5 protein-coding genes are annotated in these 13440 nt (G+C 52.3%); 2 read left to right on the top strand and 3 right to left on the bottom strand.

Annotated elements, in window-relative coordinates:
* The first annotated feature begins 91 nt into the window (after positions 1-91).
* Positions 92-2434, top strand: a complete 2343-nt coding sequence (locus tag KP702_RS10805; RefSeq protein ID WP_202208292.1) for a TonB-dependent receptor — start codon at positions 92-94, stop codon at positions 2432-2434.
* 96 nt (positions 2435-2530) lie between these two features.
* Here the strand turns inward: KP702_RS10805 and zigA are convergent, their stop codons facing one another.
* Positions 2531-3733 (bottom strand): zinc metallochaperone GTPase ZigA, encoded by a 1203-nt coding sequence (zigA, locus tag KP702_RS10800; RefSeq protein WP_202208290.1) that lies wholly within the window; start codon positions 3731-3733, stop codon positions 2531-2533.
* An 89-nt stretch (positions 3734-3822) separates the two neighbouring features.
* On the opposite strand from zigA, the gene KP702_RS10795 reads away from it, so the two are divergent.
* On the top strand, positions 3823-4428 hold the full coding sequence (locus KP702_RS10795; protein ID WP_202208288.1) for a DUF1826 domain-containing protein: 606 nt from the start codon (positions 3823-3825) through the stop codon (positions 4426-4428).
* Between the two features lie 322 nt (positions 4429-4750).
* Here the strand turns inward: KP702_RS10795 and KP702_RS10790 are convergent, their stop codons facing one another.
* Both KP702_RS10790 and KP702_RS10785 read right to left on the bottom strand, forming a co-directional pair.
* On the bottom strand, positions 4751-4975 hold the full coding sequence (locus KP702_RS10790) for a hypothetical protein (protein ID WP_237390060.1): 225 nt from the start codon (positions 4973-4975) through the stop codon (positions 4751-4753).
* Positions 4976-5231: 256 nt separating this feature from the next.
* The gene (locus KP702_RS10785; RefSeq protein WP_252348662.1) at positions 5232-12881 is read right to left on the bottom strand and encodes a GH36-type glycosyl hydrolase domain-containing protein; all 7650 of its coding nucleotides are present in this window, start codon (positions 12879-12881) and stop codon (positions 5232-5234) included.
* Positions 12882-13440 lie beyond the last annotated feature (559 nt).

Genomic DNA, 13440 nt, shown 5'->3' with positions numbered 1-13440 from the left:
AATAAACTTTATTTATTATTTCATTATTGTTCCGAAATGTGTTTGAGTAGCTATTATTCAGTTTCACCAACTGAGCTTTCGGAGAAAAAAAGTGAAGACACTGGCTTCTCGTCTGTTCCTCGGTACTATTTTGAGTTCCATAATCCTCTCTGCAGAAACTGGGCTTTCCAGCGCGGCCCCATCCCATCATCTCCGTCATGTGACGCCATCTCATCGTGCGGCCCCGGGCACCCCGACAAAGCCACGTTCCCGCAGAACATCCATGATGGCATCCAGCGAGGAAAGCGTCGGGGTTCGTGGATCGAGAAGCGCGCGCAACTCTGGGGGAGGGATGATGCGGGTCGAAACCGCACCGTATGCAGTCCAGTCTGTTGGGCGCCAATATATCGAGATGAGAAGCCCGACATCGACCGGCCTTGATGTTGTCCAAAATCTTCCGAGTGTCAGCATTGCCATGCCAGATACGTCTGGCATCAAAGGCGGTGCACTGTATATGCGCGGTTTTACTGATGCCGATACGGCTTTGCTTTTGGATGGGGCTCCTGCATCTCTTGCCGCTTACCTTCAACAGAACGTTGATGCAGAGAACATCGAAACCGTCACCATGACCCCTGGGAGCTCTCCTATTGATGCGCCCGCATCCAATGCAACTGCGGGCACGCTGGACGAGCGCACACGGACACCCGGCAAAAAAGCCGGGGGAAGCATGGATTTTTCTTACGGCACAAACAACATGTCACGGGAATTCGTCCGGCTGGAATCCGGAGAAATTGGCAATTCCGGTATTCGGTCTTACATCTCAGTCTCAAATACTCATTCGAGACAATGGATGGGTGCAGGTACAAACCGCCGAACACATGTGGACGTTGGAGTTTTTAAAGAATTTACCAATGGATCCACTGTGAAATTCTTCGGCTCATGGAACAATTCCATGTTCACGATTGACGCCTATCCAGATGCTCAAACATTTTATAATTACAAGCATACAGGGCAGGGATATAATCGCACTAATGTCTGGGATAGAAACTCCACGTCCGCCGGAAATTACTGGCAAGGCAATATTGACTCCTGGAACCAGTTTTTTGTCACAACACAAGCCCATATCGTTATCAACAAACGCCTGACTTTTGACCTTTCTCCCTATTTTGCGACAGGCTTCGGCTGGGACGGTTCAACCGCGGGCACGCCAGCATCGACTGGTGCCACATATTTCTATGGAAACGGGCAGAAAGCTGACCCTTCTACACCGTTGAGCACATACTGGGCGCAGCACTGGTCCCCGCAAGTCGGGCTTGTCGCCAAACTGGGTTACGACATTGATCGTCATAACCATCTGTCTTTCGGATACTGGTATGAGAACAACGCCGTCGACTATTTCTTTCCGACCATGGCAACACAATCTAGCGGACGGAATGCCAAAACAAATGACAATGCCTATAAACTCTATACAGCAGATGGTCAGGAAGCAATTTACAGGTACGATGCCGGCTACGAGCTGAATTCTTTCTTTATCGAAGATACCGCCAAATATTTCAATGATCGCCTGACCATAAACGGTGGCTTCAAATATATCATGTCCAACTATTGGGATCGAGCTTCCGGGCTCAGCAAGTTTACGATCGGAGCGAATTCAACCGCGCCGCTTCCGCATCTTTCTATCTCATATAAAATTGACTCTCACAGTCAGGTTTACATGAATGCAGAAGGTGATTTCCGCCAGCCATCCCCCTCACAGCTCTCAGGTTCAACATCACTCCCCAAAAACCAGTATTCCATCACAGAACAGATTGGATATCGCTATAACAACCGGTATCTGACGTTCGATATTTCGGCATTCAATTCCAATATCACCAACCGTCTTCTCACCACCTATCTGCCCAATACCGCTTACGCAGTTTCCAATGCAGGGAACCAGACGATCCGCGGATTTGATGCCATGATTGCGGGAAGGGATTTCCATCATTTCAGCCCGTACGCGTCAGTGGAGTACCTGCATGGTACTTTTGACTCAAATATTCCCTATGGAGACACATATCTTCCCACTAAGGGAAAACAGTCCATTCTCACACCACGCGTTCTTGCAAATTTTGGACTGACCTACAGCAATGCAGGATTTTTTGGAAACTTCAGCCTTCACTATACCGGCCCTCAGTCAGTAACACTTGTGGGCGATCAGCGAATGCCAGGGTTTGTTACCAATACCCTTGCGCTTGGGTATCATTTTAAACCGCTCTATTTCCTGAGAACCCCTACGTTCCGTCTGAATTTCTCTAACCTGACAGGATCAATCATTCGGGTTGGGACAACCGGCATTACCAATAACTACCATAACGTGACCCTGCTCGATGGAAGTACCCTGGCAGGCAGCAACGGCGCGTCTTTCTATGTTCTTCCAAGGTTTTCGATGACAGGGACTATCTCATCAGATTTCTGAGATCATCCGGCTCTGAAGAAGAGGGGCTGAGCTTTGTACCAGATGGAACGGTTATTTTACCGTTCCATCTGGTATATGAGACAAAACAGCTGAAAATCAGGACCACAAAGGAAATGGATCAGGAAGATGATCATAGTGCCACGGCATGAAAATTTCGTCCTGTGACGGTAGGACAAGGCAATCGTCTAGTGCGGTACGAATTGCAACCTCGTCCATGCCAGCACCAATAAAGACCAGTTCCTGCCGGCGATCGCCATAAATATCGTCCCAGTATTTGGCCAGTGTCGCTCGCCAGCCTTCATCATCAGGCCAGTTGTCATGCGGAACACTCGCCCACCAACGCCCAGCCGCCTGATGACGCGCCAATGCACCCGCAATACTCAGATCTCCGACCCAATCCGGGCGGGTTGCAAGCCAGAAATAACCTTTTACCCGCACCACCCCATGCCATGACTGCTCGATGAAGTCTGCAAACGCTTCAGGTCTGAAAGGCCGATGGGCACGGTAGACAAAACTGGAAATTCCGTATTCTTCCGTTTCGGGACGATGTTCAGCATGCCCGTACAACTCTTTGAACCACAAGGGGTTCTGGTGTGCACGCTCGAAATCAAAGCGCCCCGTATTCAGAACCTGGTTTAAAGAAACTTTGCTCTGGCTCGTTTCAATCACGTTCGCGTCCGCATTGAGGGATCGGATGATCAACCGTGCAGCGTCTGCCTGCTCAGCAGTTGCCGTATCGATTTTATTAAGAACAATGACATCCGCGAATTCGATTTGATCCACAAAAAGATCTACGAGCGCACGTTCGTCTTCCTCTCCGGCAACCTCGCCCCGATCACGAAGAAAATCGCTTGATCCATAATCCTTCAGCAGGTTCACGGCATCCACAACTGTCACCATCGTATCGAGCCGAGCGACGTCGCTCAAACTCCGGCCTTCTTCATCACGGAATTCAAAAGTGGCCGCGACGGGCAGGGGTTCTGCGATGCCCGTTGACTCAATCAGAAGGTAATCAAACCTTTTTTCTTCTGCCAGTCGCGTCACTTCGGTCAGAAGATCGTCCCGCAACGTGCAGCAGATGCATCCATTCGTCATTTCCACGAGCTTCTCGTTGGTCCGGGACAGATTGCTCCCGCCATTACGGATCAGTTCGGCATCAATGTTCACGTCACTCATATCATTGACGATGACCGCCACTTTCAGGCTCTCGCGATTGTTGAGAACATGGTTGAGAAGCGTTGTCTTGCCAGCCCCCAGAAAGCCGGAGAGAACAGTCACAGGCAATCGGAAATCCGACATAAAGTAAGCCCTTGAAGAGGAGGAAAAGTTGCTGCTTTTGCAAATAATAGTTATGTTATAACATATCAATAGCAAGGATAAGCTTTTCCATGCCGTCATGTCCCACCCGCTGCCGTCTGGAGCATCAATCGTCGTTCAGAAACATCCTGCTTCCTCACAGCAGCATTGGTCTTCATCCGTGCGATATGTCTTCATCACTAACCCAGGCGACAAAAGATTATCTGACGGTGGGAGCTCAATCTCTGACAAGGCGAGGTTACCTACCCGATCTGGAAAAGCAGCTGCAGAGCGCATTTTCAGAACGCACACAGCCACTCCTGACGGATATTTTGGAAATAGCCGCACTTTACAGGGATATTTCCGGACACCAGGCGCTACGTGTACGACTGGAAAAGATCACAACAGATAGTTGTCGGAAATTCCACGTTGACTGCGTCGATCTGCGTTTGCTTCGAACCTATGTTGGCCCTGGTGTGCAATGGAAAACTGACAACGGATCAACCGTGCATCAGGCGCCCACAGGTGCCCTTGTTTTTCTCAAAGGAAAGCACTTTCCTGGGTGGGACAAAGCAGAGAAAATTCTCCATCGCTCACCCCCTCTCTCAGATCGTCCTATCAACGAGCGTGTCAGACTTTTGCTCACTCTTGACGAAGCCAGCGCCTGTGCAGATGCATCTCTCGAAATGGCCGCGTAAAAATTGGCCTAGCCTATTTCAACACTAGCCCGCCCAGATATCTGCACGCAGGCATACTTCCCGTCTTTTGATTCAGAACAAAGGACCATGGGCGTCGAATGGTATGTTTGTTGCAAGATAGCTTTCGCGCACTTGAGCGAAACCTTGCAAGTCTGGACGTTCGTTCTAAGGATGAAGAGTTAACCCACGGTTTGGATTGAACTGCGAGACGTCCAGACAATGATGATCTGCCCAACGCGGAAGATGCCCCCCAAAGCCCTGCTATAGCTTTAGGGAAGCAAGCACGGGTCGCTCATCTTCTGTTACCGGGAAAGCCTAAACCTTAATTGGTTGGATTTTCAGGCGCATCAGGAAGAACTGGTGGCTGGTCGGGCTTCGGATCGGGGGAGCCTTTCTCGGGCGGATACCTTTTGCCGGGCTTTTCTTCTTCCGGGGGCTCATCCGTAATCGGGCTTTTGTCGGGATACGGATCAAACGGCTCCCGCTCATCAGGAGAACCAGGAGCTTTTGTCGGATTTTTAGGAAGAGTGCTGCTGTGGAAAGACATGATCGCCTCCAGTGGTAAGATCATTCAATGGCTCAGCACGATAAGAGTTCAGATCACGTTAAAAAGACGGCCAGGCATCTGTCATAGCGTGTGGTGATACGCTACCAACCTCTGCGACATTCGAACATGACCTCAAGGCGGCTGAGGTGGCGGGGTTTGCGTCCTGGAATGCAGGAGTTGATCCCTTTTCCGTCCGATTGGTCGCCCTGAGCCTTATTAGGCTCAGGGAAGAAAACGATTGAGTCACGCCACGCTCTTAACCCTCTGGAATAAGAGCTGCCGATCTTCTGAGCACGAAATTTAAATTGTGCATAAGCCCATCATCTTGCATGTAGAATGGCTGTGTGAATGCAGTTGGCTCCCCATCGACCAGCATAAAGAGATCTCCCTGGCAGACATGGTCAGGGTTTTCTATCTGGATATGATAGTCCGACGTCTTCCAGCGCAGCTGGACTGTGTATGACGGCCAGGACGAGGGGATGTGCGGCTTAAGTGACAACCGATCTCCTTCGATCTGAACTCCCAGCAACGTCTCCACCCCAACCCGTTGCATCCATCCTGCTGACCCGGTGTACCAAGACCATCCCCCACGACCGACATGCGGGTCAGAGGAATACACGTCTGCCACCACGGCATATGGTTCGACCTTGTAGCGATCCGCTGCCGCTTGATCCCTGGAATGGTGAACGGGATTGAGCGTAGCAAACATCTCGTGTGCCGCATCGCCGTCCCCTAGAAGGGCAGTCGCCATAACCGTCCAGAGAGCAGCATGCGTGTACTGACCGCCATTCTCCCGGATACCTGGCGGATAACCCCGAATATAACCCGGATCAGGCTCTGACGTATTGAAGGGAGGTGTCAAGACCATGATGATCTCCTTGTCCAGATCAACAAGCTGCTCCTGAACGGCCCGCATGGCCTGTCGGGCTCTCGCGGGAGATCCGGCCGCTGAAATTACTGCCCAGGACTGAGCAATGGCATCAATTCGCCCCTCGCTGTTTGCATGACTACCTAGAGGGCTACCGTCGTCAAAATAGGCGCGCCGATACCAGGAGCCGTCCCACGCTGCCTCCAGCGCACTCTCAAGTTCTGCCATGATCCGTGTCCACTTCGTGACGTGCTCAGTATCCTGCCGAGCTCGGGCCAGTGGAAGAAATGCGGACAGCGCAGCATGCGTGAACCATCCCAGCCAGACGCTTTCTCCGCGCCCGGCTTCGCCAACGCGGTTCATCCCGTCGTTCCAGTCGCCGGTTCCCATAAGCGGGAGGCCATGCGCGCCTCTTTGCAGGCTGTGATCGAGCGCAAGAACGCAGTGAGCATAGAGAGACGCTGTTTCGTCCGTGACTTCCGGCTGGAGAAAACGCTCATGCTCTCCATCTGCCAGAACTGGAGCCTCCAAAAATGGAATTTCCTCATCCAGAACAGTCGTGTCACCACTCACGCGAACGTAGTGCGCAACTGTGTAGGCCAGCCAGGCACAGTCATCAGAAATCCTTGTCCGAACACCATTTCCCTTTTGGGGAAGCCACCAGTGTTGGACGTCTCCTTCAGGAAACTGTCTGGATGCAGCCCGAAGAAGATGCTCACGCACCAGTTGAGGAGCCGATAGAACAAGAGACATCCCATCCTGAAGTTGGTCCCGGAACCCATAGGCGCCGCTGGCCTGGTAAAAGCCCGCCCGTGACCAGATGCGGCTGGACAGGGACTGATACAACAACCAGCCATTCAGCATGATATCCATGGCGCGATCAGGTGTGTGGACCTGTACGGCCCCCGTGATCTTGTCCCATCTGCGATGAACTGCATCCAGAACCATATCCAGATTTTCTGTTCTATACTGCCGAACCAGTTGACGGGCATGCTCAGCATTTCGTCCCTGACCCAGCAGGAAGACAATTTCCGTGCTTTCCCCCGGCTCAAGCGTAATGAGAGTCTGCAATGCAGCACAGGGGTCAATACCTGCCCCGACAATACCCTCAAGCGGGCCTCCACGGACAATGGCTCTCGGGGCAGAAAGAGTGCCATTGCGACCGATGAATGTACGCCTGTCATCCGTGCTTGAAGTCTGCTGACTGGCCAGATCCGCAAATGCGATCTTTTCCCCAAACGTCTCGCCCCACTTGTTCCTGACAAACAGCGCGCCCGTGTCAGGATCCTGCTCGGTAAACACAAAAGGTGCCGTCGTGCTGCGAGACTGCCCTAAAACCCACTCGGTATAGGTGGTCACCCTCAAAGTGCGGGACCGTGAGGACGTATTGGTCAGTTTCAGTCTGGAAATTTTTACAGGATCTTCAAGCGGAACATATTGCAGCAGGCTCGCGGCAATCTCGTTGGCATGACGATCAAACCGGCTATATCCGCGCCCGTGTCGGCAAACATAGACAGCATTGTCATCAGAGCAGACGGCGGCCAAAGGGGACCAGAACTGACGACTTTCTTCGTCGCACAGATAAAAGGCCTCGCCAGTCGGGTTAATGACCGGATCATTAGACCAGGGTGTTAGCTGATTTTCTTTGCTGTTTTCAGCCCAGGTGTAACCGCTACCTTCCGCCGAGACCTGAAAGCCAAAATGAGGACTGGAAACAACATTGATCCAAGGGGCAGGGGTCCGGGTTTTTCCGCGGATGATAACAGCATATTCCTTGCCGTCTGACGTGAACCCTCCATATCCGTTTGCCAGTTCAAGCTGGGGTGCTTCAGGCGCTCCCTGTGGTCCATGGTAGGCTTTGCAGGGACGTACAGCAGTCTGCACAACTTTTGTGCGCTGCATCATCTCGATATGGGTTATCTGATGTTGCAGGTTTCCGCCTTTCCCCGTCAAAACGACGTAGGCCACCGAGAACAGAAGCTCCCTGACTGTCTCTGACATGAGACTTCCGCGCAGAAGACGAACCGTTCCAGTCTGCCCGGATGATCGAACAAGCGCTTCGAGAGCATGTTGTAAATCCTGGGCATAAGACGTCGGATGGTCATTCAGAATGACGAGATCAAACGCCAGTCCCTTGAAATTCAGATAGTCATGCGCCGTGAGAAGGGTACGGGCGAGATCGAAATCCTCGTTTTCAGTGATGACCAACAGCAGGATCGGCAAATCACCCGAAACGCCCTGTCCCCATAGGTCTACCTGTTTACCTGCGCCCCGTTTGATACGGACAGCAGATGAGCGCAGGGTGGGCCCCGGAAACAGAAGATAACCCCCAAGCTGCTGAAACAGGTCTGCCTGTACGGGCTGGATATCGAGATGCCTCAAGTGAACCTGAGCATGCGTCCAGGCCAGTGTCAGGGCACGATCGAGATCAGCTTCACTCTGGTGACGCTCAATACTCTGCATGAGCGCCTCACGTGTGGACGCAACGATTGTCCAGAATGACACATGCCGAGTAGAGCGTGCAGGAATTGTCAGCTTACACCGAGCAGAGAAAATGGGATCCAACACCGTTCCGGTTGATCCAGAGAGCGGGCCTTCCTGAATTACGGCAATCGGCGCCCGCAAATCCCGTCCACGGCCAATGAAACGAGAGCGATCAGTCTCGATGGAAAGAGTGTTACCCCCAACAATCAGATGCGCGGCCCAGATCTCCGCATCAGAGGGATTTCTTTTTCGCCGGGTTGCAATGATTGCCCGGGAGGAAGGAAGATATTCCGTCTGTACAAACATCTTGGCAAACGCAGGATGGCTGATGTCCATACCAGGTGGGCACAAGGCAAGTTCAACGTAAGAGGTTACGTTGACTTCAACTGTTGATGTACCGGAGTTCCGCAACGAAACACGCCGAAGTTCTGCGTCGTCTTCCGCTGAAACCAACACCTCCATCGTCGTCGTCAGTTTGTTGTCTTGCCGCGTATAGGTGGCACGATCTTCCCGGAATTCGATATCGTAGCTTTCGGCTTCTGCTCCGGAAGGCTGTAATCCCGCGGTCCAGAAGTGATTGTTTCCGGGGCTCTGGAGGTAAATATAGTTCCCCAGGTTATCGAGTGTAGGGTCCTGTCTCCATCTCGTAACAGCCTGTTCACCCCACTTGCTGTATCCGGACCCTGCGGCCGTCAGCATCACGCTGTAGCGTCCATTCGAAAGAAGATGAGTCACAGGAGCGCTTGTGTCTGCTGTCCGCAGATGACGACCTCCAGACTGGACCTGTACAGTCAGCGCGGCAGGCGCGAACTCTTCTTCCTTCAATGGTGTTGTAATCGCACCGCCTGTTGGTGCGCGCTCCTGAAGCAGGAGCTCCGCAGCCCCGATAATAGGCTCCGCATGGAAGCGGGATCGCATGAGGCCCTTCAGAACCGTGTCAGCTATTGCAAGGATCGACATGCCCTGATGATGGGCCATGTAAGAGTGAATAATTGCGACGGTCTGATTGGGTTGCAGGCGGGCCTTTGTATAATCCAGTGCCTCATAAAACCCATAGGTGCCCTGAGCTCCAGCCGCCTGCAAAACCCGAAAATTTTCCGTAGCCAGCCGTGCATCAACCATAGTGGCCAAGGCAGTGGCGTAAGGAGCGATGACCAGATTTTGCGCCAGTCCTCTTTTCATTCCTAATCCGGGGACGCCGAAATCGGAATATTGATAATTATAGTCCAGATCCCGCGCATTGTAGGCAGATTCCGAAATACCCCAGGGTACACCGCAGAACTGGCCATACTCAATCTGACGACGGACAATCTGGCGGCTGGTTTCTTCCAGAAGACTGTCAAAGGGGGCTGCCATAATCAGGGAGGGCATAAGATATTCGAACATGGACCCCGACCAGGACACCAGAGCCTCCCCATGGGCGACTGCGGCGAGGGGCCTTCCCAGACGGAACCATTCCCACGCAGGGATATCGCCTTTTGCAATGGCAAAAAAGACAGCGAGCCTGGCTTCCGAAGCCAGCAGATCGTAGCAGTTATTGTCAAGAGTGCCTTCATTGACGACAAACCCGATTGAGAGCAGTTTCCGGTCGGAATTTCTGAGAAAACCAAACTCCATTTCCAGTGCCATGGTTCTGGCGATCTGTGCAATTTTACGGAGTTCGTCATGAAGTAAAGGATTGTTCTCCAGATCCTTGCGTTCACTCTGAATGCAGGTTTGCGCAGCGTGCAGCCAGAACAGAAGGTTTTCGGCTCCTGTGACAGACGAGCCTTTTCCCGCACTCCCTGCCATGGCACGCCTTTGCAGCAGATGCGCCAGTTCTTCCGCCTGACTGACAAGCATCTGCACTCGGTACGCAACCGTGATCTGGCTGGCATGACCTTCCTTCATATTCTGCAGAAGGGTCTCTACGAGTTGAGCGATTTCGGAAGAGCGGAAGGTTCCACTGCCTGACGTAGCTTCTTCAAGTGCCAGGTTGAGAGCATCCTGCACACCCTCCCGCCAGGTATCGGACTTCCTTCCTTTTTGAATCCACTCTTCGCAGGCACCAGCCAGCGTGATCAGATGGCCAGCAAGGTTTCCGCTATCGACCGTCGAGACGTAAATGGGAGGAAGCGGAGAGAGGTCAGTAGTACTGTACCAGTTATAGAAATGTCCCCTGAAACGAGGAAGCTTCAGCATGGTGTCAAGGGTAGCCCTTAGACGCGAGGTTGCGTCAGCAACACCGATCCATCCAAAATCGCATGCTGCGACGATTGCGAGAAGATAAAGTCCCATATTGGTGGGAGACGTACGATGCGCGACCAGAGGGGCAGGGGTTTCCTGGAAGTTATCTGGCGGAAGCATATGATCAGCGTCAGAAACGAATGTTTCGAAATACCGCCATGTTCGCCGTGCCTGCATTCGCATGAAAATGGTTTCGGCTTCAGTAGCCTCAAGCCTGCGAGCCGAAGGACGATACTGGCTGACCTTCCATGCAATCGCTGGTGACAGGCTCCAGGCAAGGGCAAATGGAAGAATGACGATCCAAACCCACGGCGCTGCCACGAACATGACGCCCACCGCAAGAAAAGCAGTCAGAACAGCCCCGCTCATCTGACGGCAATATCCCTGCATCTCTTCACGTGGAGCCTCTGCCGCCTGCGCGGCCGTCACCCATTGGAGAAGGTGCTTTCTGGTGACGAAAACACGTCCTAATGTTCGGGTAATGGCATCGCCCATCAGGCACGCCTGATCAGCCAGAAACGCAAAGCATAGAGCAGTTGTCAGAGCGGTACGTTTGAGATCGACTGTCAGAAGAGAAAAATAGCTCCGAAAAGTTTCTCCTCGTCTCCGCCTGATAATATCAACCAGAAGAGGTAAAGATGCCGGAATGGCGAGCGTCGAGACAATGCAGAGGCTCCAGACGACTGCATTATGTAGCCCGAGGAACCAGCCTGCAAACAGGGCGCTGACAGCCATGGGGGCTGAAAGGCTGCGACGTAGATTATCCAGCATCTTCCAGCGCGCAATGCCCGTGAGAGGGCGGGTTTTTATCCGAATGGTTGGAAAATAGCCCATCCATGAGAATATCCATGGAAGAAGCTGCCAATCTCCCCGCACCCAACGATTGAGACGGGCCACAGAGACCAGATAGTCCGTGGGATATTCCTCAATAACCTCAATATCGGTCACGAGACCTGCGCGGGCAAAAACGCCTTCGAAGAGATCATGGCTGAGAAGCGTTCCATCTGGAACCCGGCCAGCTAACGCAGCTTCGAAAGTGTCAATTTCGTAAATACCTTTGCCTGCAAAAGAACCCTCTGCAAACATATCCTGGTACAGGTCGGATACGGCGGCCGTATAAGGTTCTATTCCATTCGGGCTTGAGAAAACCCTCTGAAAAAGTGTGCTCTGTCGCGCTTCCGGCAAGGATGGCGTAACCCGCGGCTGGAGAACCGCATATCCCTCCGTGACGCGCCCTTCTTCTGGATCAAAACGGGCATTATTGAGCGGATGCGCGATCTTGCCGACGAGCCGCCTGACAACCTCATGTGGCAGACGTGTATCGGAATCCACAGTCACGATATACCGTACGTCCTGAGGGATGCTCTGACCGGACAGGGTTAGAAAACTGGTATCCGTTGCGCCACGGAGAAGGCGGTTCAACTCATGGAGTTTGCCACGTTTACGCTCCCATCCGATCCATTTCTCTTCGCTTGCGCTCCACACCCGCCTACGATGGAGAAGGAGAAATCTTGTCCCGGCAGGCCCCGCTTCATAAGTCTGATTCAGGCGCGCAATCTCTCGCGTAACAACATCAAGAAGATCCTGATCTCCTTTCCGGCTTTCTATGGGAGAGTCCGTCCAGTCTGTCAGTAGTGCAAAATAGATCTCACCATCGCGGCTGGAGAGATAATGCTTCTCAAGGCGGTTCACCATTTCCACGATGGAGGACCGCTTTGTCAGCAGGGTTGGGACGACCACCATGGTTCGCAGATGCGCTGAGACGCCTTCTTTAAGCTCCAGCGCAGGAAGCTCTGACACTCTGATGGCCCACATCAGGAAGCGGTTCACACCGGCCACAACAGCATCCGTAGCCGGAATAAATCCTAAAATAATCAGGATGAGAGCTGCATGACCTGAGAGGTTTCCGCTCATGAAGGACAGGAAGGCTGACAAGAGCAGGAGCGTCAGTAACGTAACGCCCAGGCTGTATCCTGTGATGCCCAGCTTGCGGCATGCCTGTCCGACTTGGACACGGAGGGGTGCGTGGAACTTCAGCTGCGCTTCGAGCCACGGACGCCCTTCTGCCAGAAGGTAATAGCCGGGGTCTGACCGACGAGGATCAAAATTCTTCTCCTCTTTCGCCATCGCCGCGAGAGACGTCACCTTCTGCGCGATTTCACATTCCGTATAGTTAGATCCCTTGGCAAGCGCCTCAACAGCTTTGCTGTATAAATTCCGGGTTGCAGCATCCATCTCGGCAAAGCCGGCATGTCGATAAAGTATTTGGCTTACTGCGCTAATTTTTTCGACAATGCTGTTCCAATCCAGCATGGTCGTTAGCCGCATACTCGTGATAATATTTCTGATAGTGGCGTTTAAAGAGCTTTGTTCTTGTAATTCTTCATGAACGATCTGATCCAGATCTGTTCCTTTTTCCTGCAATATTCCTTCCAGCCACAAAAATGCCGGATCTTTCTGTGGATCTCGCCCTTTCAAACGATGCGCAAATTGTACAAGAAACGCCGGGCTTAATATTTCCGTATTGATTTTGGAAAGGCTTTTAAGGATTTTTGCATTGCTGGCCTGAACATCAAGAAACAACATATTGGCAAGATTATCAGCCTGCTTCCGTTCTTTCAGGTTCTGACAGATTTTGTCTGCTACGCGCCGCAGGTTCTCAATCAGGACTATTCTGATCTGCGTGGGGATGGCCCAAAGCTCTCTGATTAAGAGAGGTCTGTTTTTCTGATAGACACCCAAAAACTGACATATCGTTTTAGGCTCAATATGGCTGTCCGTATGAGCCACAAGCGCCCAGGCTATTTCGAACACCCTCGGTAAACCGGAGAATGGCCCAAGGGAAAGTTCAGGGAGGTCTTTGTAATATCTGGAGGGAAGATCAAAT

Origin of the sequence: Gluconobacter sp. P5B12 (assembly GCF_018812035.1) — a bacterium.
In the GTDB taxonomy this organism is placed as follows: domain Bacteria; phylum Pseudomonadota; class Alphaproteobacteria; order Acetobacterales; family Acetobacteraceae; genus Gluconobacter.
The sequence above is the reverse complement of the archived record's forward strand: the minus strand, read 5'-3'. Positions and strand labels throughout refer to the sequence as shown.